A 24,541-nucleotide genomic window follows, 5' to 3' on the forward strand; every position below is an offset into this window, starting at 1 on the left:
CTAATCAATTTGAATAAACAAAATTAACAATTCGTGTTTAATAAAGCGTGGCGTAGCTGTCTGCTTAGCGTCAATTTAATTTGACTAGAAAATACCAGTGTAGTTAAACGGCGTAATTGTTCTCAACTGAGCTTTTACTTCTTCCTTTACCGCTAAGCCCTCAATAAATTCGGCAATACTTGCTGCGTTAATTTTTGAGTTCGTACGTGTTAGTTCTTTTAAAGCCTCGTAAGGGTTAGGGAAATTTTCTCTGCGCAATACCGTTTGTATAGCTTCGGCAACTACGGCCCAGTTTTCATCTAAGTCGGCCGCTAATGCAGCTTCGTTAAGTAAAATTTTGTTAAGTCCCCTTAATGTTGCGTTAATGGCTATTAAAGTATGTCCAAACGGAACACCCACATTTCTTAAAACGGTTGAGTCAGTCAAATCCCTTTGTAAACGCGAAATAGGTAGCTTCGCTGCAAAAAACTCGAATAAAGCATTGGCAATACCGGCGTTACCTTCCGCATTTTCAAAATCGATCGGGTTAACCTTGTGTGGCATGGCCGACGAACCGATTTCTCCTGCTTTTATTTTTTGTTTGAAATAATTTTTAGAAATGTAAGTCCAGATGTCGCGGTCTAAATCGATAATGATATTGTTAATGCGTTTTAAAGCATCACATTGCGCTGCAAACTGATCGTAGTGCTCAATTTGTGTGGTGTGTTGCGCGCGGCTTAAGCCCAGGGTTTCGTTTACAAACTGGTTTGAAAAATCAACCCATTTCACCTCAGGGTAAGCAATGTGGTGTGCATTGAAGTTTCCGGTAGCACCACCAAATTTGGCGCTGTTAGGGATAGCTTTTAAATTTTCTACCTGGATGCTTAAACGCTCGGCAAAAACCAAAAACTCTTTACCCAGTTTGGTTGGAGAGGCCGGCTGACCGTGGGTATGCGCCAGCATCGGTACTTCTTTCCATTCCGTAGCTAATGCATTTATTTTGGCAATCAGTTCGGTAATTGCAGGATAATAACTTTCGTTCAAAGCCAGCTTAATCGAATAAGGGATGGCAGTGTTGTTAATGTCTTGTGAGGTTAAGCCAAAATGGATAAACTCTTTATAATTTTGAAGCGATAGGCCATCAAATTTACTTTTGATGAAATATTCAACCGCTTTAACGTCGTGATTGGTAACTTTTTCAGTCTCTTTAATTTCTAAAGCATCAGCTTCCGAGAAATTTTCGTGTATTTTACGTAATTCGGCATAAAGATTTTTATCAAAGTTTTGCAAGCCAGGCAGGTTGATATCGCAAAGCGCGATAAAATATTCGATTTCTACAAAAACACGGTATTTAATCAGTGCTTCTTCTGAAAAGTAAGCAGCTAAATTTTCGGTAGTTTTTCTGTAACGACCATCAACAGGTGAAATAGCTTGTAGTGATGTTAAATTCATTATACGGATTATATTTTTGCCGCAAATTTACTACAATTGATGGATTTTAAGGGATTTAAAAGCTAAAGAATTCAGATTAAAAGCAAAAAAGGCTTCAGTTTTACCTGAAGCCTTTTATTAGGTTAACTGAAGCTACTATTTTTTAGTACTATCTTTTGCTAAAGTATCTTTAACTGTAGAATCTTTTACTGTAGTGTCTTTTACAGTTGTATCAACTACTGTAGAGTCTACTTTAGAAGAATCTGCTGCGCCATCTTTCTTTTCTGATTTACAGGCAACAACTGATAGAGATAAAGCAAGAGCTAGAAAGCCTAATTTGAATGCATTTTTCATGTTTTTTTAATTTGTAGTGGTTTTTGAAATTAATTACTTACTAATTTATACAAATAACCTAAAAAAGTAACCCGCTTTAAATAAAAAAAAAGCTTTGATCGAAAAATCAAAGCTTTTTTTGTGTTATTTTAGAAATATACTAGTGTTTTACCTCTGTTGTGGTAGTTGTGGTTTTAACAGCAGTGTCTTTAACCGTCGAATCTTTTACTGTAGTGTCTTTTGCGGTAGTATCAGTTACAATTGTTGATGAATCTGTAACGGCGGTATCGCTGGTACCTTCTGCTTTTTTTCCTGATTCGCCGCAAGCTGCAATGGTAAGAGATAAAGCCATGGCTAAAAAGCCTAGTTTAAATGCATTTTTCATGTTGATTTTGTTTTTAGGGTTAATGCATACTTTTAATGACCCGAAACCGGAAAAGGTAACCCGTATTAATTAAAAAAGCCCTTGAAAATAAATTCAAGGGCTTTTTGTATAGGTAAAGTTAAAACTAGTGTTTAACTTCAGTTGTAGTAGTTGTAGTTTTTACAGCTGTATCTTTAACTGTAGAATCTTTAACTGTAGTATCTTTTGCAGTAGTGTCAGTAACGATAGTTGAAGAATCAGTTACAGTAGTATCAGCGCCTTCAGCTTTTTTTTCTGAGTTACAAGCAACAACTGATAAAGATAAAGCTAAAGCTAAAAAGCCTAATTTGAATGCATTTTTCATTTTTGAAGTTTTTTTTAAGTAATTAATTAATTCGTACTTAATACGTGAAACCAAAAAAGGTAACCCAATAAATTGAAAAAAAATGAAATAAAATTAAAAATGGCCTTAAAAATTAATTTAAGACCATTTTTTGTATGTTAAAGTTAAGACTAGTGTTTAACTTCAGTTGTAGTTGTAGTAGTTTTTACAGCAGTATCTTTAACTGTTGAATCTTTAACTGTAGTATCTTTTGCAGTAGTATCAGTAACGATAGTAGAAGAATCAGTTACAGTAGTATCAGCGCCTTCAGCTTTTTTTTCTGAGTTACAAGCAACAACTGATAAAGATAAAGCTAAAGCTAAAAAGCCTAATTTGAATGCATTTTTCATTTTTAAAGTTTTTTAAGTAATTAATTAATTTACATATTAATACAGTTAATTAAAAAAGGTAACCTGATAAATTGAAAAAAAAATGAAATAAAATTAAAAAAGGCTTTGAAAGTTAATTCAAAGCCTTTTTTTTTATGTTAAAGTTAGACTAGTGTTTAACTTCAGTTGTAGTAGTTGTAGTTTTTACAGCTGTATCTTTAACTGTAGAATCTTTAACTGTAGTATCTTTTGCAGTAGTATCAGTAACGATAGTAGAAGAATCAGTTAAAGTAGTATCAGCACCTTCAGCTTTTTTTTCTGAGTTACAAGCAACAACTGATAAAGATAAAGCTAAAGCTAAAAAGCCTAATTTGAATGCATTTTTCATTTTTTGAATTTTTTTAAGTAATTAATTTCCTGTTAATGCCGCAAAGGTAAAAAGGTAACCCGATAATATGAAAAAAAGTTAAAATATTTTTTTTCGCAGGGTTTGGGTTACCCCTGGTACCAAGATTGTATTAAGCAGGATAGTAGCTATAAATATTTTTTTGTCTAATATTGGGTTACTATTTATAGAAAAATGTATTAACTAGTGAATAACAGTTTAAAGAGTTCAGTTCCAACAGATAGAGAGGTTATTTTAGGTATTCTAAATAACTCAACAGATACGCTTAACAAGTTATACAAAGGCTATTATGCAATGGTTTTGCAGTTTATCCTCAATAATAACGGGGATGAAGATGATGCAAAAGATGTATACCAGGAGGCCATCATTATTTTGTATAACAAAGTTAAGGAAGGCAATTTTGAATTGAGCAGTAAGCTTAAAACATATATTTATTCGGTATGCCGGCGCATTTGGTTAAAGAAACTTAACCTTAACAGCAAAAAAGCCGGTAACATTACTGATTATGAAGATGTGTTTGCTGTAGAGGAGGATGTAGAACAACATGAAGAGAAAGACCTTCAGTTTGTAAAGATGCAATCTGCACTCGAACACCTGGGCGAACCCTGTAAAACCATTATTCAGGATTTTTATATCCACAATTTATCCATGCAAGATATTTGCGAAAAGTTTGGCTATACCAATACGGATAATGCCAAAACACAGAAATATAAATGCCTGCAGCGGTTAAAGAAATTATTTTTTCAACACTAGTAATTGAAATGAGAAACGATTTGGAGTTAGATGCAATTATTGAAGATTATCTTTTAGGTAAACTTAATCCCCAGGAAACTGAGGCCTTTGAACAGTTACGTCAAAATGATGCCACTGTAGATCATAAGGTGGTTTCGCATAAATTCTTTTTAGAATCTATGGAAGCTTTTGCAGGACAGGTACGTTTAAGAGAACAATTAAATCATATCCATGCCGAAATTGATGTGGAAAGCCTTGCTGATGCACTTAGGCCTCATCCATCGCGTGTGGTGCAGTTATGGCGTAAGCATAAATCTGCGATAGCTGTTGCTGCATCGTTTATCGTACTTTCACTGGTTTCTATTTATTCTATACAGCATAACAGCAAGCAGGTAGAAAGGTACAGGCAATTAAGCAATCAGGTAAATAATGCCATTAAAACCCAAAACAGTTTAATCAGGAAGATTAACCACAATAATACAGCCTCTAATAAAAGCAGTGTACAAAATAGCTTTGGAGGAACGGGTTTTGCGATTTCTACAAATGGTTATATTTTAACCAACCTGCACATTATTAATGGAGCCGATTCTCTTTATGTGCAGAACAATAAAGGAGAATCTTTCAAGGTAAAATCTGTTTATACTGATTCTCAGAACGATATTGCCATATTAAAAATCAGCGATAAGCATTTCAGTAATCTATCAGCGATACCTTATACTATTAAAAGCAATATGAGCAGCATAGGCGAAATTGTTTACACTTGGGGTTATCCTAAAGATGATGCCGTATTGGGAGAAGGTTATGTGAGTTCGAGAAATGGATTTATTGGTGATACTACTCAGTATCAGGTAGCCATTTCGGTTAATCCTGGTAACAGTGGTGGACCTGTTTTAGATAATAACGGAAATTTGGTCGGTATTATCAGTGGTAAGCCCGATCAGACAGAAGGTGCTGCATTCGCCATTAAGTCAAAATACATTTTGGAGGCTATTAGGGCTATCCCACAAGATTCTTTAGGTTCAAATAAACTTACTGCCAATAAAAGAAGCCTGCTTTCGGGATTGAAAAGAACGAAACAAATCGAAAAAATACAGGATTATGTATTTATGATCAAAGCTTATTAGTTAGCCATACCCCAAATAAATTAATATACTCAAACCCTGCTGATTCATTTCTGCAGGGTTTTTTTATTTGAATTGTAATTTAGACGTCTGAAAATAATATTATGTCTATGTATTTACTATAGTATTGTTTAGATTTGTTTTAATCAACTTTTAAATATTATTGTTATGAGTATAAGACTAGGCGATACCGCGCCAAACTTTCAGGCCAATACCTCAATTGGCGAAATAGATTTTTATGATTTTTTAGGTGATAGCTGGGGTGTATTGTTTTCACACCCGGCCGATTATACACCGGTTTGTACTACTGAACTGGGCAGAACGGCTGCTTTAAAGGGCGAGTTCGAAAAAAGAAATGTTAAAGTACTGGCTTTGAGTGTCGATTCTGCAGAATCTCATAAAGGCTGGATCAGCGATATTAATGAAACCCAGAACACATCTGTTGAATTCCCGATTATTGCCGATCCGGATAGGACAGTGGCTAATTTATACGATATGATCCACCCGAATGCTTCTGAAACCTTAACGGTAAGGTCGTTATTTGTGATCAGTCCTGATAAAAAAGTAAAATTAACCATTACTTATCCTGCATCTACAGGCCGGAATTTTAACGAGGTATTGCGTGTAATCGATTCTTTGCAACTTACAGCTAATTACAGTGTGGCTACGCCTGCTGATTGGAAAGATGGCGAAGACGTAATTGTAGTAAACAGTATTAAAACAGAAGATATTCCGGCTAAATTTCCTAAAGGACACCAGGTGATTAAGCCTTATTTGCGTACTACACCACAACCAAATAAGTAATTAAACAAAGTTTTTTGTGCTTACGCAACTTTCTTGTTGAATAGCTGATTTGGGCTTGCATTACATCGGCAAATTATTATATTTGGTAGTTTTGTTTCAATATTAACGCTTTATCTGATTGTTTTATTAATGATAATGATCGATTGGTTAAATTAAATGCGAATCAAAGCATAAGGGTTTATTTATTTTATACAATTTTTTATTTTTTTATGGCAACCGGAAAAGTTAAATGGTTTAATACGCAAAAAGGCTTTGGATTTATTGTGCAAGAAGACAATAAAGACTTATTTGTACATTTTAAAGATGTTTTAGGTGGAATCGAAAGCTTGAAAGAGAACGATGCAGTAGAATTTGAAGTAGCTGAAGGCAGAAAAGGTTTACAGGCAGTAAACGTTAAGAAAGTTTAAGCGATACAATATTTATATCTTCATCCCCTGCAAAAAGCCTTTCCCTAAAGAAAGGCTTTTTGCATTTTAAGTAATCGTTACCCTCATCCGATGACTATCGGATTTATTTCAGGGTCTCTGAATATGTACCCAGATGCTCATTTGATTTAAAGGCTGGCTGTATAGGAGAGGCGAAAAACAAAGTTTTATCTTTAAAAAAACTAAGGTAGAAAAACACTCCCTGGTTTTAAAGAGGTGCTGAATAAGTTCAGCATAACGACAGAAGTCTAGGTTAGTAATACTGTATAATCGAAGCTTTTAAGATCACATTATCTCCGTTTGCTACCTTCGTAAATATTAAAAACTGGTCCTTGTCGGATTTAATTTTGTATTTCTTTATCAGATCTTCGGGTTTTGCAGGATAATTTCTAACAATCACATTTCCGGTTAAATTTCCTGCTTTTTTAAGCGCAGTAGTAGTAAGGATCTCTGTTAGCTGAAATATCCGGCCGGGAAAAGCTTTATTGATCTCAGCAGAAGTGTAGAGCTGCGTTTGGGGATGTAATTTTAACAGTCCATAAGTTGAACCAATTAAATTGAAAGCACCTGATTTCAATAAGGCGGCATCGGGTTCATAGAGATAATGGGAAGAATTGAGCGTACCAGAAAAGCGTACCGGAGATTGGATCGATGATTTTTTAAATGAAAATTCCTTTTCTGCTTCATTTAAAGTTACTGCAATAATCTGCGTATCCTGATTACATACACGGTCTATTACCCACAAAAGCTCCTTACATTCGTTTTTTACGCTCACAATATGGATTTCGTTTACCTGCTTCAACTCCGCTAAACCGGCAGAAATATCAAGCAAGGGGGCCGTTTTGATAATAATTCGCTGTGCTTTTTCTAATAAGGTATTGATTATGCTCACCACATCGGGTGTACAATCTTTAAGCATAAAAACCTTGCCTTTTTCAGCCCTTCTTGCCGGGTCAACATAAATGGTATCGAATTTTTTTTCGCTTGCATTTAAGTAGTTGATGCCATCGGTTGCCTCAAAAGTAATATTACGGGCATTTAAGGCCTCTGCGTTGTAGCTAGCAATTGTAGAAAGTTCGTTGTTGATTTCGCAATGGGTAACATTAGTTACTTGTTTGGAGAAATAATAACTATCCACTCCAAAGCCCCCGGTAATATCGATTAAGCTTTCACCCTTAGCTAATTTTGATTTATATTTGGCCGTAGTTTCTGAAGAGGTTTGCTCGATAGACAGAACAGGGGGATAGTAGATTTCGGCCGTTTTGAACCAGGTTGGCAGTTTCTTTTCCGATTTCTTTTTTGCTGTAATCTGGGTAGCGAGTTCAGCCGATGTAATTCCCTCAAATGGACTTTTAGCCAACGCAATCTGATTCACATCTGCACTTAGGTTTGCATTGATGTATTGTTGTACGGCTGTTGCTAAAAGGTTGTTGTTCATTATCAAGTTCGAGTATCAAGTATTGCGTATCAAGTAGCAAGTATTGACGGGGGCAATCTTGCTACTTAATACTTGCTACTTATTCTTCATCACCATTTGACAGGTATGGCGGCTTTTCACTTCCAATAAAATATCTTTATCAACGGTTACCCGATCGATGGTGTGCTGATTGTAATAACGGATGGTTACCAGTTCCAGTCCCTTGTTGTATTTTACGGTAAACTCTTCTGACAGATCTTTAATTAGTCTTTCAATTTGAGTAGGATGATCATCGACACTTACTGAAAAACTAATGGCAGAGTTGAGCATGGTATTGATTTTGATCTTATGGTTATGGAAAAGTTCGAAAATATTGCTTAGGTTTTCTTCAATAATAAAAGAATAATCTTTAGGGAAGATCGAAATCAACGCCTGGTTAATCTTAAATATGAAAGAAGGTATAGGTAAAGGGTTGTTTTCTTTTGTAATGGCTGTTCCTTCACCTTCTGGTGTAAGAAATGATCTCACAAACAACGGAATTCCTTTATTTTGCAAAGGTTTTATGGTTTTAGGGTGGATTACTGTAGCGCCATAATAGGTTAGCTCAATAGCATCGTGATAAGAAAGCTGTGCAATTTTCTCAGTCTCATCAAACCATTTAGGATCTGCATTTAATACACCTGGAACATCTTTCCAAATGGTTAGCGCAGTAGAGTTGAGGCAGGAAGCAAATATGGCTGCAGAATAATCAGAGCCTTCGCGACCTAAGGTAGTGGTGTAATTTTCGCTGGTTCCACCAATAAACCCTTGTGTAACGATAATATTTTCGTCTAACAAAGGAACCAGATCTTTTTGTATAATCTGATTGGTTTTTGCCCAGTCTACCTTTCCTTCCCGGTAGGTATTGTCGGTTTGGATATAGTTTCTGGCATCTGCCCAAAGTGCTTTATTGCCCGTTTCGTTAAGCCAGGCTGCTACAATTTTGGTCGAAACTACCTCGCCAATCGATACAATCTGATCGTAAATGTAATCGTGGTCGTTGTCGGGCTCATCTTCAATCAGCCAATCAATTTCCACAAAAGTATTGGCCACATCATCGTAAACCGAATTGGGTTTGCCCTGAAAAAGTTCTTCAATAATGTTAAAGTGAAAATGCTTTACCTCATCAAAAATTGCGTGTGCATCTTCGCTATGTGATAAGTAGGCCTGCGTAAGTGCCTCCAGCTTATCGGTCATTTTGCCCATTGCCGAAACCACAACAAGCAGGTTGCCTTTCTTGTAATCGCGTACAATATTGGCCAGATTTTTTACTCCCTCAGCATTTTTTACCGAAGCACCACCAAATTTAAAAATATCCATACTAAAATGCCTTGATTTGTTCTTTAGCTAAAGCTGCGTTTAGCCAGCCACTCTCTAATTGTGCCTGGTATTTGTTGTAGAAATTAATAGCCGGTTCGTTCCAGTCTAAAACCTGCCAAACCATGCCACTGTAATTGCCGTTTTTAGCTTCTTCTATTACTTTTTCGAATAATATTTTGCCCAGACCTTTGCCCCTGAAAGCTTCGGTTACGATAAAATCTTCTAAGTACAACCGGCATCCTTTCCAGGTAGAGTAGCGGGTATAATATAAAGCAAAGCCTACAACAACATCATCCACCTCTGCTACAAAAGCTTTCCAAACGGGGTTTTTACCAAAACCGGCATCTACAAAATGCTCCAGGGTTACGATAACCTCTTCGGGGCACGTTCGTAAACGGCCAGTTCGTTAATTAATTCTAATAACCGTGAGCAATCTTCAGCTACTGCGAATCTGATATTTAAATTCATACTAATTAGCTGAAATGTCCGATTTAAAATGTTTAATAACCCTTTTTCCGAAAATACTGCTGCCTATGCGCACCATGGTACTTCCTTCTTCAATGGCTATTTTATAATCAGCACTCATGCCTGTGGAGATTTCTTTAAAGGCTTCATCTTTACGGAAGAAGCTCACTTTAATGCCATCAAAAAATACTTTAAGCTCGTGAAATTCTATTGCAATCTGTTTTTCGTTTTTGGTATTGGTAGCAATGCCCATTAAACCAACTATGCGGATGTTTTTTAATTCAGGATAGGTTTCATCGCGTAAAAGTTCTACTACCTCGTCAAAGCCAAGCCCGAATTTGGTGTCTTCATCTGCAATGTAAACCTGTAACAGGCAATCGATTACCCGATTATGTTTGGCGGCCTGTTTGTTAATTTCCTGAAGGAGTTTAATGCTGTCTACACCATGAATCAGCTGAACAAAAGGTGCAATATATTTTACTTTATTGGTTTGTAAATGGCCAATTAGGTGCCATTCAATATCTGCTGGAAGTTGTGCCTGCTTATCAACCATTTCCTGCACATGGTTTTCGCCAAAAACACGCTGTCCGGCGTTGTATGCTTCTAAAATCGACTCAACGGGCTGCGTTTTTGAAACGGCAATCAGTTTCACGCCATCTGATTCGACTTCTTTTTTATATTGTTTAAGATTATCAGCTATGCTCATTTATAACTATTTTTGGTAAAATTAATAACCTTGCCGCAATTTGGGCAAAAAATAATACTTTAATTCAGCATGAAGAGACTAATATGGGTTTTAATGACCTCGGTATTATGGTTTGGTTGTAAGCCAGGCATACCCGACGATATTATAAAACCCGATAAGATGGAAAAGATTTTGTACGATATGCACATTGTAGATGGTTACCTGTCTACCATTTACATTCCCGATTCGGCCCGGAAAGTGGCCGCGGGTTATTATAAGGGAATTTATAAAAAATTTGAAACTGATTCGGCGCAATACAATAAAAGCCTGAAATGGTACAATGTTAACCCCAAAGAGCTGGATGCGATGTACAAAAACATCCAGAAAATGTTGGCTGCGCAGAAGAAAGGAACTGCTTTGGCCGATAAATTAATTAAAGAGAAAATATTTAAAACCGATTCGATAGCCATCAAAAAGAAATTTAAGGCCGATTCGCTTGCCATCAGGAAAAAGATGAAACCCGATTCATTATCGAAGGTTAAAGCGGTAGCCGAAATTGCTAAAAAGAAAAAAGCGGCCGATTCGCTGATTAAAATTAAAAAGACCGGGGCTTTAGAAGTAGCTCCGGCAGTACTATAAAATATGTTATATCCCGAAAACTGTTTAGAACGTTTAGGTTTTGTAGAGATAAGGCAACTGATAAGCAAACATTGTTTAAGCCCAATGGGGCAAACGATGGTGCAGAAGATGCAGGTGATGAACCGTTTTGATCAAATCGATAAATTTTTACGCCAAACCAACGAATTTAAAAGCATTCTGCAAAACCAGGAACCTTTGCAGATCAATACTTTTTTTGATATTAAATCGCTGGTCGAAAAAATCAGGGTAGAAGGAACCTATCTGTTAGAGGATGAATGGTTTCAGGTATATACCTCACTGCAAACGGTTTTTTCGGTACTTCGTTTTTTTGAAGAAAGGGCAGAAGTTTACCCAACCCTCGAAGCTTTATTTGAACATTTGCCTATTGAAAAAAATATCCTCCGTAAAATAGAAACAGTAATCGACCCGAAAGGAAAGATTAAACCGAACGCTTCCAAAGAACTGCAGGAAATTACCACGGCTATTTCGAGAACGGAACAAGATGTGCGCAAGCGCATGGATTCTATTTATAAGCAGGCTATTGCCAATAACTGGGTAGCTGATGGTAGTTTAACCGTGCGTGATGGCCGGATGTGTATTCCGGTTTTGGCAGAGAATAAGCGTAAGCTGAAAGGTTTTGTACACGATGAATCGGCAACCGGGCAAACGGTGTACATTGAGCCAGAAGAGGTATTTACCTTAAATAACAAGCTGCGCGATTTGGAATTCGACAAGCGCAGGGAAATTATTAAGATCCTTATTGCATTAACCGACGATTTGCGCCCTTATTCGCCTTTGTTGCTTTCTTATCATGGCTTTTTAACCAAACTGGATTTTGTGCGCGCGAAGGCCTTATTTGCCATGGATATAGAAGCTGAAATGCCAGGCCTGCTAAAAGAACCGAAAACAAAACTGATTAATGCAAGGCACCCCTTGTTATCGATCTCTTTTGCAGCCGAAAAGAAAACCGTTACGCCTTTAAATATTCATATCGATGCAGAAACGCGTGTGGTATTGGTTTCAGGACCAAATGCAGGCGGTAAATCGGTTTGTATGAAAACAGTTGGCTTACTGCAGATTATGTTACAAACGGGCTTGTTAATTCCGGTTGATGCGAATAGCGAATTAGGTATTTTTGAAAACATTTTTGCCGACATTGGCGATGACCAATCGATTGAGAGTGATTTAAGTACCTACAGCGCACACCTCAAAAAGATGCGCTACTTTGTAGAGCACGCTTCGCCCAAAACAATGGTGCTGATTGATGAGTTTGGTACAGGTACCGATCCGCAATTTGGCGGACCAATGGCTGAAGCTGTTTTAGAGGTGTTGAACAATAAGAAAGTAAGAGGAGTAATTACTACACACTATTCCAACTTAAAGCTGTTTGCCGGCAATACACCGGGACTTGAAAATGCATCGATGCTTTTCGATAATGCTAAAATGAAACCGCTTTACGTTTTGGAGATGGGCAAGCCGGGTAGCTCTTATGCTTTCGAAATTGCACAGAACATTGGCTTACCCAAAGAAGTGATTGCATTGGCAAAAGAGAAAACAGGCTCCAACCAGAACCGGGTTGATACCATGCTGGTAGACCTGGAGCGTGAGAAAAAAAATGTTTACGATGCAAAGGTGAGTTTAGCTAATCAACAGAACAAGGCAAAGAATCTAGTTGCCGAAAACGAGAAATTAAAATCGTTTTTAGAAGAGAACCGTAAGGTATTGATTAAAGAAGCGAAGCAGGAAGCACAAAATATTATTAAAAATGCCAATAAACTGGTAGAAAATACCATTGCCGAGATTAAGGAAAAGCAGGCTGATAAAGAAGTAACGAAAGAGCTGCGTCAGAATCTTCAAAAAGAGTTGATTAAAAATACTGTACCTAAGGAACGTCAGAAACCAGTTCAAGTGGTTTTAGGTGGAGAAATTGAAATAGGCGATCTGGTTAAATTTACAGATAGTGAAACCATTGGTCAGGTTTTAGAAATTAACCGCAATGAACTGGTTTTAGCTATCGGCGATTTACGTTCGACCGTTAAAAAGAACCGCGTGCAGAAAGTAAGTAACCGCGAAGCTAAAAAAGTAATTCAGAGTAGTGCAAATTCTTTTGCCGGCCGGATGAATGATGCCGTTTCTGGCTTCAGGGCCGAGTTAGACCTTCGTGGCAAACGTACCGAAGATGCTTTATTCGAAGTTGAAAAATATTTAGATAAAGCAATTATGTTGGGTTTCCCTTCAATTAAGCTAATCCACGGTAAAGGTGATGGTATTTTGAGAAAGATGATCAGGGAGTATCTCCGTAAATACAGTCAGGTGAACAGGATGGAAGATGAACATGCAGATAGAGGTGGAGATGGAATTACCTATGTTTATTTGAACTAGAGAAGATGGATGATGGAAAATGGATGACGGATGATGGTGGGATTTGAGATGTAAGTTGCCATAGGCACAGTTATCTCGACCAGCGTATGTTTGTAAAGGTAGAAATAATGGAAATTTAAATTATGGATTTCTCGACTACGTTGCACTTCGCTCGAAATGACGTAATGCGATAAACAAAACTTTATCACCGTAACGTTGTTATTTTTAAAACGTTACGGTGATGAAAAGAATCTTGATCTGCCTTTTTGTGGTTCTGCTGTCCACAACATGCAAAAAGAATGGTGACGACAACAATGAAGAACCTGGCGATTTGCCTGATGTAGATTTAAAGGCAAAAGTTGTGGCTTCGGGTTTAAGTTTGCCATGGGAAATGGTTTACGGGCCAGACAATTATATCTGGTTTACCGAAAAGGTAGGTAAAATAAGCCGGTTAAATCCATCGACCGGTCAGGTTAGTTTACTTCTAACCATAAACGAAGTACGTACCAATGGCGAAGGAGGCTTGTTGGGTATGACCTTACATCCCAATTTTGTATCTAATCCCTACGTTTATGTAGTTTATGGTTATGGAAGTTCCTATAAAGCTAAAGTTGTAAGGTACACCTATTCTGGAAGTAGCTTAACCAGTCCGCTTATCCTTATCGATCAGATTCCGGCAGCATCTATACACAATGGTTCGAGGTTGCTGATTAGTGGGGATAAATTGTTCATTAGCACTGGCGATGCCTCAGACCAGTCGACTCCTCAGAACATAAACTCTTTGGCCGGGAAAATTTTGAGAATTAATTTAGATGGTTCTATCCCTGCTGATAACCCTTATCCTAACAATCCGGTATGGTCGATAGGGCATCGCAATGCGCAGGGATTGGTTCAGGTAGGCAATAAAATATTTTCTTCAGAGCATGGACCCGATTCTGATGATGAAATTAATATTATTGAAAAAGGACGGAATTACGGCTGGCCAAACATTAAAGGCTTTTGTAACGAGACTGGCGAACAATCTTTCTGCTCAAGCAATAATGTTGCAGAGCCACTAATTAATTGGACACCAACCATTGCACCAAGTGGTTTAGCTTATTATAATTCGGATTACATTCCGCAGTTTAAAAATTCTTTACTACTGGCTGTGTTAAAAGGAACGAAACTAATGCAGTTACACTTAGATGCAGCACAGACTAAAATTACAGGTACAAAAGATTTTTATGTGAATACTTATGGTAGAGTAAGAGCTGTTTGCCAATCTCCGGAAGGAAAGGTTTACATCTGTACCAGTAACGGAACTGACGATAAAATTGTGGAAATAGCGAAGTAGTAGTTTATTTTTTTCTACCAGGACATTTTTTGCAGCGTTTCCCTTTTTTAAACTTTTCGCAGCATTTTTTGTGCTCGGCAGTACAGCTGAATATAAAGCCCATCCCTTTTTGAAATTCAGGATCGGTGGGCAGTATAAATATATTTTCTTCTCTCTCGTAAATCATTGCAGCACAAAGGTAATGGTTATTTAGATTAATTCCAATCAATAAATTTACTTAGCCGATTTAAAAATTATATTGTCGCTATTTTGATGGCAATTTGTAATTTAGCCGAACTAACCAATAATTCGTAAAATGATAAATAAAGTGGTATCTGGGGCCGAAGAAGCCATCCGTGATATATCTGACGGCGCAACCATTATGCTTGGTGGTTTCGGGCTTTGTGGCATTCCTGAAAATTGTATAAATGCTTTGGTAAAGAAGCAGGTGAAGCAACTAACTTGTATTTCGAACAATGCCGGGGTTGATGATTTTGGTATTGGATTGATGTTGAAACAACGTCAGGTTAAAAAAATGATTTCTTCTTATGTAGGCGAAAACGCAGAATTTGAAAGGCAGTTGTTGAGTGGTGAACTGGAGGTTGATCTTATCCCGCAGGGTACTTTAGCTACCCGTTGCCTGGCGGCGGGCTATGGAATGCCAGCTATTTTTACACCTGCTGGTGTGGGTACCGAAGTTGCAGAGGGTAAGGAAATCCGCAATTTTAACGGCAAAGATTACTTGATGGAATATGCCTTTGATGCCGATTTTGCTATTGTAAAAGCCTGGAAAGGCGATACTGCGGGAAATTTGATGTTCCGTTCTACCAGCAGAAACTTTAATCCGGTAATGGCCATGGCGGGTAAAGTTACCATTGCCGAAGTAGAAGAATTGGTAGAAGCGGGTGAGTTGGATCCCGATTATATCCATACGCCAGGTATTTATGTACATCGCATTTTTCAGGGAAAAGATTACGAGAAGCGAATTGAACAGAGAACGGTTAGAAAATCTGGTGTATGAAGCCAGTAGTCGAATAACAGATTAGAACATTCATTTATTCAATCAATCATTTAATCAATTCTACCATTCAAGATTCATTTATTTACAACTTTATGTTTTCAAAAGAAGAAATAGCACAACGCATTGCTAAAGAAATAAAAGACGGCTACTATGTAAACCTTGGGATTGGTATTCCAACGTTGGTAGCCAATTATATCCCGAAAGGAATAAACGTGGTACTGCAATCGGAAAATGGTTTGCTGGGCATGGGCCCTTTTCCGTTTGAAGGGGAGGAGGATGCCGATTTAATTAATGCGGGTAAACAAACCATTACCACTTTGCCGGGTTCATCTATTTTCGACTCAGCCATGAGCTTTGGAATGATCCGTGCACAAAAGGTTGACCTGACCATTTTAGGAGCAATGGAAGTATCAGAGAATGGTGATATTGCCAACTGGAAAATCCCTGGAAAAATGGTAAAAGGTATGGGAGGCGCAATGGATCTTGTAGCTTCGGCTAAGAACATTATTGTGGCCATGCAGCACATTAACAAAGCCGGCGAAAGTAAATTATTGCCGAAATGTACTTTGCCATTAACAGGCGTTAAATGTATTAAGAAAATTGTAACCGAGCTTGCAGTGCTCGATATTTTGCCCGAAGGTGGTTTTAAACTGTTAGAACGTGCGCCCGGCGTAAGCATTGAATTTATACAGCAAAGTACCGCTGGTAGATTGGTTGTAGAAGGAGAGATCCCAGAGATACGGTTGGATTAGGGAGAAATACAGTTCGTGAAGACACAAACCATGGCTGTTTAGAAATAGGGTTCGACTCCGCTCAGTATAACTAAATTTTTACTTAAAAGAGAAGTCAAGTTTAAACGGCATTGCGCTATAAAACTTGACTTCTCCCGTATTTATTTATCCTCTAAAACAGTATTTCTCAAATCGTTCGAAATGGCCTCGGTTATGGCAATAATTTCATCTGGCTCATTTGTGTTGTTCATTACTATCTTATGGCATTGATTGCGGTAGGGTAGCAGATATTCTTTATAAGCCGGTACCACATGGTTATGCCATTTGTAAAGCACATCGTCTTCCGGATAGCCACGTTCCAGTCCATCGCGTTTTATGCGGCGGTCTAAAGCAATTTCCTCATCGGCATCAACAAAAATAGTATGATCTAACAGTGCTGCAATTTCTTTAAAGTGAAGAATAAATAAGCCTTCAACAATAATAATAGGCGCCGATTTAATTTCAAGGATTTTTACAACAGCCACTGGGTTATTAAAGTTGTATTCCTTTTTATAAACCACTTCGCCGTTAATAAGCTGTTTAATGTCTCTTAAAAACTGTTCACTATCAATGGTTGAGGGCAGATCGAAGTTGTACAACTTATTTTCTTCCTGGGTCATTTCACCTGCCGGAATGTAATAATCATCCTGTGATACAAGTGTTACTTCATCCTGTTTAAAATGGTGAAGAAAACAATTTAAAAAAAATGTTTTGCCAGATCCGCTACCACCGGCAATACCAATTATAAATGGTTTTTTGTTTAAACTCATTGAGCGCTATAGGTTAAATTGCAGAAAAAACGTTTGTCTAAAGCGCCTAAAGAATCGGCTACAGCTTTAGTCATTACAATGATAACATCTTTTGTGGATTCGTTCTCTGTAAATTTACCAACAACTTTTGCAAAGGTGGTACGGTTGGTCATGGGGTTAGTAATCTTAATTACCCTTCCAACAGGTGCTGTACGGTGTAAAACCAGCATTTTTGTGCCATCAAGGTCCTGGTCGGCAATCCAAACGGCAGTACCTTTTTCTTCAATCTGGCTTAAGCCATAAACACTTGGGTCGCGGCGTAGTTTAGGATCTTTTACCATCGTACTGTCTGGCTCATTTTGCTGATCTTCTTTCGACGCATCATTTACTGATTTAGGTTGCGGTGGTTTAGGGATAATCAGTTTCTGATCTACCTTAATGTTATTATCATCCAATTTATTTGCTGTTCTGATCTGATAAGCTGTTAAATTGTATTTTTTTGCAATAGAAAAGATATTTTCGCCTGTAGCTACCGTATGGATAAAACTTTCTTCCTTAGCAGCCTGCACTTCTTTTTCTTTAGTTCTGGTGTTTTCGGCCTGTTTTTCTTTAGGTACCTGTACATCGGCAATAATGCCTCCCGGTACTTTTAAAACCTGCCCAATAGCGATGGCATTATCGGGTAAATCGTTCAGCTTTCTGATCTGGTAAGCAGTTACACCATATTGCTTGGCTATGGTAAAAATGGTCTCGTTTCTTAATACGGTATGAGTGCCGGCAGCATCTGCTGATTTATTTTCCTGAACTGGTTTTTCTTCAGCTGCAGCAACTACTTTATTTTTGTCGATGTTTTTGGTAGCCGGTATTTTAAGTTTCTGTCCAACACGAAGGTTATTGCCGGATAGGTTATTGGCTTTTTTTACTTCTTCTATGGTAGTGCCATATTTTTCGGCAATTTTACCCAAAAATTCTTTAGGTTTTACCTCGTGCTCAATCATCGTTCCACTATCTGCCGGCTGGTTATTTACTACCGGATTTTGGGTGTTGTTTTTTACTGGTTGAGCTGGTTCTACTGTTTGTGATGCATTTTTTGCCGGTATTTTGATCACCTGACCAATGCTTAAATTGCTGCCCGTTAGGTTGTTTAACGCTTTAATTTCGTTAATTGTTGTGCCGTATTTTTCAGCCAGCATATTCAGATTTTCTTTAGGCTTAATGGTATGCTCGATTACATTACCGGTTTGGGTCTCTTGTGCATTGCTTGCAGATCCTGTACCCGTGAAAGGAATGTTAGTAGGCACCTTAATAATTACCCCAACTTGCAGGTATTTATTATCGTTAAAAGCCATAATGTCTTTTGGTGCTACGTTATATCTTCGCCCGATAGAATAATAAGTGTCTTTGGCTACAGTTTGGTGAACGATGAGTTTTTTGCCTTTATTGTTTTCTACACCGATAGAATCTCTTGCTGTACTGGCTTTGGCCTTCGCCACATTTAAAGCCAATAACACTACAGCAGATAAATATATTTTATGCATTTATTTTTATATAAATTTCTAAGTCAAAGGGAGCAATTATACGAATAATATTGTTAACCATCTTCAGTTCTACTGCTCGTTTTTAAGTAAAAATAAGATGACTATACTATTCTAATAAGTATATCCTGTTCATTAACAAATGTTTGTGAAATCGTTAATTTAAAGAATGTCGAATATAAAACGAACTTATAAATCAGGTATTGTTCAAAAGCAATTATTGCCCAAAACTTTTGTCCGATTGGCTTGTTAATTAGGCATTAAAGTATACTATAAAACAAAACAAAAATGGACGCAAAAGAAATAAGCTTAAATGAAAAAGAAGTAAAGCCTGTAGTAGATCTTTTGAACGATTACCTGGCCAATTACCATATTCACTATCAAAAATTAAGGGGCTGCCACTGGAACATTAAGGGGCAAAACTTTTTTACCCTTCACATTAAGTTTGAAGAATTATATACCAATGCGCAGCTTACTATCGATGAAATAGCCGAGCGGGTACTAACCTTGGGAAAACCGCCGCATAGCCGTTTTGCCGATTATATTAAAGAATCTCAGATAAAAGAAGTTAATACTATTGGCATGAAAGATTTAGACATGGTAGAGGCTATTTTAGCCGATATGGCTACACTGATTGAAATTGAGCGCGAAGTAATGGAAGCTTCTGATAAGGCTGGTGATGATGGAACCAATGATATGGTGAACAAATTTATGCAGTTTAAAGAGAAAAATACCTGGATGCTAAGGTCTTTCGCTGGGAAAAAATAAGCTTATTGGTCACTGGTTCATTCAAGGACAGTGATTTTAAGTTCGTAGATAAATAGAAATATGTAAAATCTGTTTATCTACGGGCTTTTTTGTTTTAATAGATGCTTAAATATTTATCTTTGGCCATGGCATATAAAAGTTTAGCAGCGTGTGTATCCGATCTTGAAAAGCATGGTCATTTAATCAGAATTAAAGAAGAAGTAGATCCTTATTTAGAAATGGCAGCCATCCATTTACGGGTTTATGAAAATCAGGGACCGGCTATTCTTTTCGAAAAAGTAAAAGGAAGTCCTTTCCCGGCAGTTTCTAATTTATTCGGGACACTCGAAAGGTCTAAATTTATTTTCAGGGATACTTTACCTAAAGTACAGCAATTGGTTTCGTTACGTAACGACCCAATCAAAGCTTTAAAAAATCCTTTTAAGTATGCAGGTTCTGCCATGTCGGCATTATCGGCACTACCACTTAAAACACCATCTGCTAAAAGTAAATTCTTAAAAACGAGTATCAGCAAGTTACCACAAATTGTAAACTGGCCAATGGATGGTGGTCCTTTTGTTACCATGCCACAGGTGTATACAGAAGATATAGATAAGCCCGGAGTACTAAATGCCAATTTGGGTATGTACCGGATTCAGCTGGCTGGTAATGATTACATACAGGATAAGGAAATTGGTTTGCATTACCAGATCCACAGAGGGATTGGTGTACACCAATCAAAAGCCAATGCTTTAGGACAGCCCTTAAAAGTAAGCATTTTTGTAGGCGGTCCACCATCGCACCCGCTTGCTGCTGTTATGCCATTGCCTGAGGGTTTATCAGAAATGACTTTTGCAGGTGCACTGGGCGACAGGCGCTTCCGTTACTTTTATGATGATGAAGGTTTCTGTATCTCTGCCGACGCTGATTTTGTGATTACCGGCAAAGTTTATCCGAATGAAAATAAGCCGGAAGGACCTTTTGGCGATCATTTGGGCTACTACAGCTTAACGCATCCATTTCCCTTAATGAAAGTACATAACGTGTACCATAAAAAAGATGCCATCTGGTCGTTTACGGTTGTTGGTCGGCCGCCACAGGAAGATACCAGTTTTGGTGCGCTGATACACGAGATAACAGGTTCGGCTATACCTCAGGAAATACATGGTTTAAAAGAAGTACATGCTTTAGATGCTGCAGGTGTGCACCCGCTATTGTTTGCCATTGGCAGCGAGCGTTATACCCCTTATTTAAAAGAACGTCGTCCACAGGAAATTTTAACCATTGCCAACCATATTCTGGGTAAAAACCAGCTGAGTTTGGCTAAATACGTATTTATTGCAGCAAGAGAAGACGATGAACAATTAAGTACACACCATATCGACGGTTTTTTAAGCCATATTTTAGCACGCATAGATTTTACCCGTGATATTCATTTTTATACCAATACCACCATCGATACACTCGATTACAGCGGCGATGGTTTAAACAGTGGTTCGAAAGTGGTGATTGCTGCTGCAGGAAACGTAAAACGCGAACTTTGGGATAGCATTCCGGATGGATTGCAACTAGCCGATGGCTTTTTGAAGCCTCAAATTGCTATGCCTGGAGTAGTTGTAATGCAAGCCAATGCCTATTTAAATGCCGCAAAAACAGCAGCTGAAATTGCACTGCTAAATATGGCTTTAATTGACCAGGATTTAGCAGGTTTGCCCTTAATTGTATTGGCAGATGATGCAGCATTTACGGCGGCAAACATCGATAACCTGGTTTGGGTGGCCTTTACAAGGAGTAACCCTGCTGCTGATATTTATGGCATTAACGATTTTACCGAAAATAAACACTGGGGCTGTAAAGGCTCGCTTATTATCGATGCACGGAAAAAGCCTCACCACGCACCCGAGTTAATTAAGGATGCAGCGGTAGAGGCTAAGATTGATGAAATGGCGAAAGTGGGTGGCGCGCTTTATGGGGCGGTCAGCCAATAAGTTTTTGCCACGGAAGCACGGAATTCACAGAATTTCATCTGTCGGAATACCTTTATTACTTCAATACCTGTGTAAGATTTAGCGAATAGCCCAACTGTATTAGAGAAAAGGCTTGAGTTTTATCCTTTACCAGTGCGATAGTTTTCTTCATGCTTTATGTGCTTGCTCTAAGCACCATGGATGCAGAAACAGCTATCATCAAAATGATTACCAATGGGGCACGGGGTTATGTGTTAAAAGATGCTGAGCCCGAAGAGTTGAAACGTGCTTTTGATGAGGTGATTAGTAAAGGGTATTTTTATAATGATCTGGTTACACGAAAAGTAATGCAGTCGTTAAATTCGTTATCGGCTAATTCCGATATTTCAAGCTTTGTGAAACTCACCGAACGGGAAATGGAATTTCTTAAATATACCTGCACCGAAAAAACATACAATGAAATTGCCGCCGAAATGTTTGTAAGTCCACGTACTATTGATGGTTACAGGAACGCTTTGTGTGAGAAATTACAATTAAAGAGCCGAACGGGTTTGGCCCTTTATGCCATAAAGAATGGAATTGTTAAAATTTAAAAACTATATACCCTAAATAAAGCCGATGCTCATTTCAGGATTTATAATTTTTTGAATAATTAAAATAAAAAGCTGATTTTTAAGCATACATATGTTATGCTTTCAACATCCCGTTTAATTACTTTTTTATTGGTGCTACTTTGTGTAATGGCAAAGGCGCAAGACCATAAACTCGATAGTGTGGCAACAAACCTGAACAATTATGGTTTAAGTACCGCTCGTTCTAACCTCTTTGTACATTTTGATAAGAACGTGTACACCAATAACGATCAGGTTTGGTTTACAGGTTATTTGCTTAAAGCGGTAACTGATATGAAACAATACCATACCCTTTACTTATCACTGGTTAACAACAGAGATAGTAGTGTGGTATATCAGGGAAATTTCTTAATAGATAAGGGCTTTTGCTATGGTGCACTGAATCTTCCTGATTCTTTGCCGGGCGGGGCTTATCGCTTTGTCGTGAACACCAACATCACTTTAAATGGCAAACCCGACGCCGAATTTATTCAGCCCGTTACAATTAAATCTACGACATTAAATTCTTTGGTTGACCAGGTATCTGTTTTTAAAACTTATGATGAACATACGGGCAACGGTACTGTTTTATTGAAAATTTTAACCAGCGAAAACCGCTTTGTAGAAGATGCTCAAATCAAATATCAGATTGGGCGAGGTAAGCAGGTTTTAAAATCGGCAGTAGCCAAAAGCAGTGTAATTGGCGAATTAATGATCGATTATCCTGCCGATAAAATTACAGCGGCAAACAACCTGTTAGCCATTAGCATTAAAAAGGGAAGCCATACCCGCTACGTTAAATTTGAACTTCCGGTAAGGAATAAGCCAAAATACGATGTAAGGTTTTATCCAGAGGGGGGCTACCTGATTACTGATTTATTAACTAAAGTGGGGTTTGAAATAAAAGATGGAACAGGGGCAGGCATAAAGGCCCGTGGCATATTGTATGAGGATGATGCCGCAACTGATACCATTGCGACAAGCTCGATGGGAATAGGTACTTTCTTTATGATGCCTAAACCATTAAAGCGCTATACTGTAAAACTTCTTGCAGATGGCCAACAAGGTACAATTTACGATTTGCCGCTTGCGTTAAATAAAGGTGTGGCTTTAAGCACTGCATCGGCCATTGGCAACAACGAGTTTAAAACACAGCTTGAAACTAATTTCAATACTAAGGTGCATGTGTTGGTGCATAATTTTTCAGATATTTTTCTGCAGACTACTTTAGCTTTAGCAGTAGGTAAAATGCAAAGCATCAAATTTAATTTAGATTCGGTGCCGGTTGGTTTGCACACCATAACTGTTTTAGATAGTAATTACAAACCACTGGCCGAAAGGATCTTCTTTGCGCATTATGATCAGATTAACACGGTATCGGTTGAACCCGATAAAAATGAATACAGTACACGGGAACGAGTAGAATTAAAACTGAACATAACAGATAAAGATAATAAGCCGGTAACCGGACTGATTTCGATAGCCTGCGTGCAGGCAAACAGATTGCTGTTAGGCAATAATACTACCATTGTGGATAGTTTTTATTTAAATGATAATCTTCCAGATTTTCCAAATAATAGCTTTGGGCTAAAATATGGCAATAAAAACTATTTAAATGATGTGCTTTTGGTAAAAGGCTGGCGGAGGTATAAGTGGCCGGAGGCTGAATTGGTTAAATCCGAAACAACTAAACTACTTTCCAGCCTGGAATACGAAGGGAGCATATTGAAGAAAAAAAAGCCCCTGGATGCACCGATGAGCTTAACCACCATTGCAGGCACCAACTTGAACTTTTTAAGCACTGACAGTAGCGGAAAGTTCAGCGTTCCGTTTGCTAACCTGCTTACCAAAGAAGTAAAGCCAAATGTATGGCTAAGCATGGCTACCGCTAAGCACGAAAATTACGAACTTAAGATTAACGAACCACAAAAGACAATTAAAACTTATCTGGGACAGCAGGACTTTGTACAACCAGTAAGTAAAACTGGGGTAGCAGATGAGTATGCACAAAGTATTACCTCAACTGCCGGAATTAAGCTGAAAGAGGTGGTAATTAACAATACTAAAGATAATAGTACCAGTTTTAGTAGGAAAGGACATAACAGGTGTGGCGATTATGTTTGCAGATACAATATTTTAAACTGCCCAAACCATTTTGGAGATTTTGATAGCCATGAGCCTGTTAAAGGCAAATCCTATAAAGTTGGCGGAACAGGTGGTTTGGTTGTTTATCAGGGCTGTACTGATGAAGAATCCAAACCTAATCTGGTTATATTAAAAGGAATTAACCTGCCTAAAGAGTTTTACATTTCGGATGTACTGAACAAGAACGAGCCCATCAATTTCGCTACGGTTTACTGGAACTACCAGGTACTGGTAAATGGCGAAACCCCGCTAAGTTTTAATACTGGCGATATTACCGGCAAGTTTAAAATTATAGTTCAGGGGGTAACAGATAAGGGAGTGGTTTATGGTGAAAAAGAAATTACCGTAACAGTAAATAGTAAATAAGAGAGATTTATACTAGCTGTTGGTGTCTCCCTACGGCAGAAATCTAAATATTCAACAATTACTTCAGCACAGACTCTTCGATTCAA

Annotated in this window: 24 protein-coding genes and 1 pseudogene; 13 read left to right on the forward strand and 12 right to left on the reverse strand. The window is 37.9% G+C overall.

Annotation, left to right across the window (positions count from 1 at the left end):
- Positions 1-84: 84 nt before the first annotated feature.
- The 6 genes from purB to G7074_RS20700 all read right to left on the reverse strand — a co-directional run bounded on the left by purB (position 85) and on the right by G7074_RS20700 (position 3,206).
- Positions 85-1,431, reverse strand: a complete 1,347-nt coding sequence (gene purB, locus G7074_RS20675) for an adenylosuccinate lyase (protein WP_124559253.1) — start codon at positions 1,429-1,431, stop codon at positions 85-87.
- 135 nt (positions 1,432-1,566) lie between these two features.
- A complete protein-coding gene (locus G7074_RS20680) occupies positions 1,567-1,764 on the reverse strand; it encodes a hypothetical protein (protein WP_124559252.1) in 198 nt (65 codons plus the stop codon).
- A 139-nt stretch (positions 1,765-1,903) separates the two neighbouring features.
- Complete coding sequence (locus G7074_RS20685; protein WP_124559251.1) at positions 1,904-2,128, reverse strand: hypothetical protein; 225 nt, start codon at positions 2,126-2,128, stop codon at positions 1,904-1,906.
- 124 nt (positions 2,129-2,252) lie between these two features.
- Positions 2,253-2,471 (reverse strand): hypothetical protein, encoded by a 219-nt coding sequence (locus tag G7074_RS20690; protein ID WP_090770975.1) that lies wholly within the window; start codon positions 2,469-2,471, stop codon positions 2,253-2,255.
- A gap of 149 nt (positions 2,472-2,620) precedes the next feature.
- Entirely contained in the window at positions 2,621-2,839 is a 219-nt protein-coding gene (locus G7074_RS20695) for a hypothetical protein (RefSeq protein ID WP_090770975.1), read from the reverse strand.
- Positions 2,840-2,987: 148 nt separating this feature from the next.
- A complete protein-coding gene (locus tag G7074_RS20700; protein WP_039482470.1) occupies positions 2,988-3,206 on the reverse strand; it encodes a hypothetical protein in 219 nt (72 codons plus the stop codon).
- Positions 3,207-3,410: 204 nt separating this feature from the next.
- Between G7074_RS20700 and G7074_RS20705 the strand changes: the two genes are divergently transcribed.
- The 4 genes from G7074_RS20705 (at position 3,411) to G7074_RS20720 (ending at position 6,288) form a co-directional block, all read left to right on the forward strand.
- Entirely contained in the window at positions 3,411-3,977 is a 567-nt protein-coding gene (locus tag G7074_RS20705) for an RNA polymerase sigma factor (protein WP_124559250.1), read from the forward strand.
- Between the two features lie 8 nt (positions 3,978-3,985).
- The gene (locus G7074_RS20710; RefSeq protein ID WP_124559249.1) at positions 3,986-5,080 is read left to right on the forward strand and encodes a S1C family serine protease; all 1,095 of its coding nucleotides are present in this window, start codon (positions 3,986-3,988) and stop codon (positions 5,078-5,080) included.
- A gap of 165 nt (positions 5,081-5,245) precedes the next feature.
- Entirely contained in the window at positions 5,246-5,881 is a 636-nt protein-coding gene (locus G7074_RS20715) for a peroxiredoxin (RefSeq protein ID WP_124559248.1), read from the forward strand.
- 209 nt (positions 5,882-6,090) lie between these two features.
- Positions 6,091-6,288 carry a cold-shock protein gene (locus G7074_RS20720; RefSeq protein WP_115401531.1) on the forward strand — a complete coding sequence of 66 codons (198 nt, stop codon included), beginning with the start codon at positions 6,091-6,093 and terminating at the stop codon, positions 6,286-6,288.
- 271 nt (positions 6,289-6,559) lie between these two features.
- Here G7074_RS20720 and G7074_RS20725 read toward each other — a convergent pair whose 3' ends face one another.
- From G7074_RS20725 to G7074_RS20740, 4 genes and pseudogenes are all read right to left on the reverse strand, one after another.
- Complete coding sequence (locus G7074_RS20725; RefSeq protein ID WP_124559247.1) at positions 6,560-7,744, reverse strand: class I SAM-dependent methyltransferase; 1,185 nt, start codon at positions 7,742-7,744, stop codon at positions 6,560-6,562.
- 75 nt (positions 7,745-7,819) lie between these two features.
- Positions 7,820-9,082, reverse strand: a complete 1,263-nt coding sequence (locus tag G7074_RS20730) for an aspartate kinase (protein WP_166211069.1) — start codon at positions 9,080-9,082, stop codon at positions 7,820-7,822.
- 1 nt (position 9,083) lies between these two features.
- Positions 9,084-9,550: pseudogene (locus tag G7074_RS20735) on the reverse strand (N-acetyltransferase family protein).
- 1 nt (position 9,551) lies between these two features.
- A complete protein-coding gene (locus G7074_RS20740; RefSeq protein ID WP_166211072.1) occupies positions 9,552-10,253 on the reverse strand; it encodes a YggS family pyridoxal phosphate-dependent enzyme in 702 nt (233 codons plus the stop codon).
- A 69-nt stretch (positions 10,254-10,322) separates the two neighbouring features.
- Between G7074_RS20740 and G7074_RS20745 the strand changes: the two genes are divergently transcribed.
- The 5 genes from G7074_RS20745 (at position 10,323) to G7074_RS20765 (ending at position 16,317) form a co-directional block, all read left to right on the forward strand.
- Complete coding sequence (locus G7074_RS20745) at positions 10,323-10,871, forward strand: DUF4296 domain-containing protein (protein WP_124559243.1); 549 nt, start codon at positions 10,323-10,325, stop codon at positions 10,869-10,871.
- A 3-nt stretch (positions 10,872-10,874) separates the two neighbouring features.
- Positions 10,875-13,253, forward strand: a complete 2,379-nt coding sequence (locus G7074_RS20750; RefSeq protein WP_124559242.1) for an endonuclease MutS2 — start codon at positions 10,875-10,877, stop codon at positions 13,251-13,253.
- Between the two features lie 220 nt (positions 13,254-13,473).
- The gene (locus tag G7074_RS20755) at positions 13,474-14,565 is read left to right on the forward strand and encodes a sorbosone dehydrogenase family protein (protein WP_124559241.1); all 1,092 of its coding nucleotides are present in this window, start codon (positions 13,474-13,476) and stop codon (positions 14,563-14,565) included.
- A gap of 295 nt (positions 14,566-14,860) precedes the next feature.
- Positions 14,861-15,565 (forward strand): CoA transferase subunit A, encoded by a 705-nt coding sequence (locus G7074_RS20760; RefSeq protein ID WP_124559240.1) that lies wholly within the window; start codon positions 14,861-14,863, stop codon positions 15,563-15,565.
- Positions 15,566-15,657: 92 nt separating this feature from the next.
- Positions 15,658-16,317: a CoA transferase subunit B gene (locus G7074_RS20765; protein ID WP_124559239.1), complete on the forward strand. Its 660-nt coding sequence runs from the start codon at positions 15,658-15,660 to the stop codon at positions 16,315-16,317.
- A gap of 140 nt (positions 16,318-16,457) precedes the next feature.
- On the opposite strand, the gene G7074_RS20770 is transcribed toward G7074_RS20765, so the two are convergent.
- Entirely contained in the window at positions 16,458-17,105 is a 648-nt protein-coding gene (locus G7074_RS20770; RefSeq protein WP_124559238.1) for a uridine kinase, read from the reverse strand.
- A complete protein-coding gene (locus G7074_RS20775; RefSeq protein ID WP_124559237.1) occupies positions 17,102-18,622 on the reverse strand; it encodes a LysM peptidoglycan-binding domain-containing protein in 1,521 nt (506 codons plus the stop codon). Before G7074_RS20775 ends, G7074_RS20770 begins: the two co-directional genes overlap by 4 nt.
- 285 nt (positions 18,623-18,907) lie before the next feature.
- Between G7074_RS20775 and G7074_RS20780 the strand changes: the two genes are divergently transcribed.
- From G7074_RS20780 to G7074_RS20795, 4 genes are all read left to right on the forward strand, one after another.
- Positions 18,908-19,387: a Dps family protein gene (locus tag G7074_RS20780; RefSeq protein WP_166211074.1), complete on the forward strand. Its 480-nt coding sequence runs from the start codon at positions 18,908-18,910 to the stop codon at positions 19,385-19,387.
- A gap of 125 nt (positions 19,388-19,512) precedes the next feature.
- Positions 19,513-21,354 carry a UbiD family decarboxylase gene (locus G7074_RS20785; protein WP_166211077.1) on the forward strand — a complete coding sequence of 614 codons (1,842 nt, stop codon included), beginning with the start codon at positions 19,513-19,515 and terminating at the stop codon, positions 21,352-21,354.
- 176 nt (positions 21,355-21,530) lie between these two features.
- Positions 21,531-21,926: a response regulator transcription factor gene (locus tag G7074_RS20790; RefSeq protein WP_199748301.1), complete on the forward strand. Its 396-nt coding sequence runs from the start codon at positions 21,531-21,533 to the stop codon at positions 21,924-21,926.
- Between the two features lie 96 nt (positions 21,927-22,022).
- Positions 22,023-24,455 carry a hypothetical protein gene (locus tag G7074_RS20795; RefSeq protein WP_166211080.1) on the forward strand — a complete coding sequence of 811 codons (2,433 nt, stop codon included), beginning with the start codon at positions 22,023-22,025 and terminating at the stop codon, positions 24,453-24,455.
- The last annotated feature ends 86 nt before the right edge of the window (positions 24,456-24,541 follow it).

Source organism: Pedobacter sp. HDW13, from assembly GCF_011303555.1.
Lineage (GTDB): Bacteria > Bacteroidota > Bacteroidia > Sphingobacteriales > Sphingobacteriaceae > Pedobacter.

What these genes read in the sequence shown, in the direction of transcription:
- purB (WP_124559253.1), bottom strand. Translation starts at nt 1,431, where the DNA reads ATGAATTTAACATCACTACAAGCTATTTCACCTGTTGATGGTCGTTAC.
- G7074_RS20680 (WP_124559252.1), bottom strand. Translation starts at nt 1,764, where the DNA reads ATGAAAAATGCATTCAAATTAGGCTTTCTAGCTCTTGCTTTATCTCTA.
- G7074_RS20685 (WP_124559251.1), bottom strand. Translation starts at nt 2,128, where the DNA reads ATGAAAAATGCATTTAAACTAGGCTTTTTAGCCATGGCTTTATCTCTT.
- G7074_RS20690 (WP_090770975.1), bottom strand. Translation starts at nt 2,471, where the DNA reads ATGAAAAATGCATTCAAATTAGGCTTTTTAGCTTTAGCTTTATCTTTA.
- G7074_RS20695 (WP_090770975.1), bottom strand. Translation starts at nt 2,839, where the DNA reads ATGAAAAATGCATTCAAATTAGGCTTTTTAGCTTTAGCTTTATCTTTA.
- G7074_RS20700 (WP_039482470.1), bottom strand. Translation starts at nt 3,206, where the DNA reads ATGAAAAATGCATTCAAATTAGGCTTTTTAGCTTTAGCTTTATCTTTA.
- G7074_RS20710 (WP_124559249.1), top strand. Translation starts at nt 3,986, where the DNA reads ATGAGAAACGATTTGGAGTTAGATGCAATTATTGAAGATTATCTTTTA.
- G7074_RS20715 (WP_124559248.1), top strand. Translation starts at nt 5,246, where the DNA reads ATGAGTATAAGACTAGGCGATACCGCGCCAAACTTTCAGGCCAATACC.
- G7074_RS20720 (WP_115401531.1), top strand. Translation starts at nt 6,091, where the DNA reads ATGGCAACCGGAAAAGTTAAATGGTTTAATACGCAAAAAGGCTTTGGA.
- G7074_RS20725 (WP_124559247.1), bottom strand. Translation starts at nt 7,744, where the DNA reads ATGAACAACAACCTTTTAGCAACAGCCGTACAACAATACATCAATGCA.
- G7074_RS20730 (WP_166211069.1), bottom strand. Translation starts at nt 9,082, where the DNA reads ATGGATATTTTTAAATTTGGTGGTGCTTCGGTAAAAAATGCTGAGGGA.
- G7074_RS20740 (WP_166211072.1), bottom strand. Translation starts at nt 10,253, where the DNA reads ATGAGCATAGCTGATAATCTTAAACAATATAAAAAAGAAGTCGAATCA.
- G7074_RS20745 (WP_124559243.1), top strand. Translation starts at nt 10,323, where the DNA reads ATGAAGAGACTAATATGGGTTTTAATGACCTCGGTATTATGGTTTGGT.
- G7074_RS20750 (WP_124559242.1), top strand. Translation starts at nt 10,875, where the DNA reads ATGTTATATCCCGAAAACTGTTTAGAACGTTTAGGTTTTGTAGAGATA.
- G7074_RS20755 (WP_124559241.1), top strand. Translation starts at nt 13,474, where the DNA reads ATGAAAAGAATCTTGATCTGCCTTTTTGTGGTTCTGCTGTCCACAACA.
- G7074_RS20760 (WP_124559240.1), top strand. Translation starts at nt 14,861, where the DNA reads ATGATAAATAAAGTGGTATCTGGGGCCGAAGAAGCCATCCGTGATATA.
- G7074_RS20765 (WP_124559239.1), top strand. Translation starts at nt 15,658, where the DNA reads ATGTTTTCAAAAGAAGAAATAGCACAACGCATTGCTAAAGAAATAAAA.
- G7074_RS20770 (WP_124559238.1), bottom strand. Translation starts at nt 17,105, where the DNA reads ATGAGTTTAAACAAAAAACCATTTATAATTGGTATTGCCGGTGGTAGC.
- G7074_RS20775 (WP_124559237.1), bottom strand. Translation starts at nt 18,622, where the DNA reads ATGCATAAAATATATTTATCTGCTGTAGTGTTATTGGCTTTAAATGTG.
- G7074_RS20780 (WP_166211074.1), top strand. Translation starts at nt 18,908, where the DNA reads ATGGACGCAAAAGAAATAAGCTTAAATGAAAAAGAAGTAAAGCCTGTA.
- G7074_RS20785 (WP_166211077.1), top strand. Translation starts at nt 19,513, where the DNA reads ATGGCATATAAAAGTTTAGCAGCGTGTGTATCCGATCTTGAAAAGCAT.
- G7074_RS20790 (WP_199748301.1), top strand. Translation starts at nt 21,531, where the DNA reads ATGGATGCAGAAACAGCTATCATCAAAATGATTACCAATGGGGCACGG.
- G7074_RS20795 (WP_166211080.1), top strand. Translation starts at nt 22,023, where the DNA reads ATGCTTTCAACATCCCGTTTAATTACTTTTTTATTGGTGCTACTTTGT.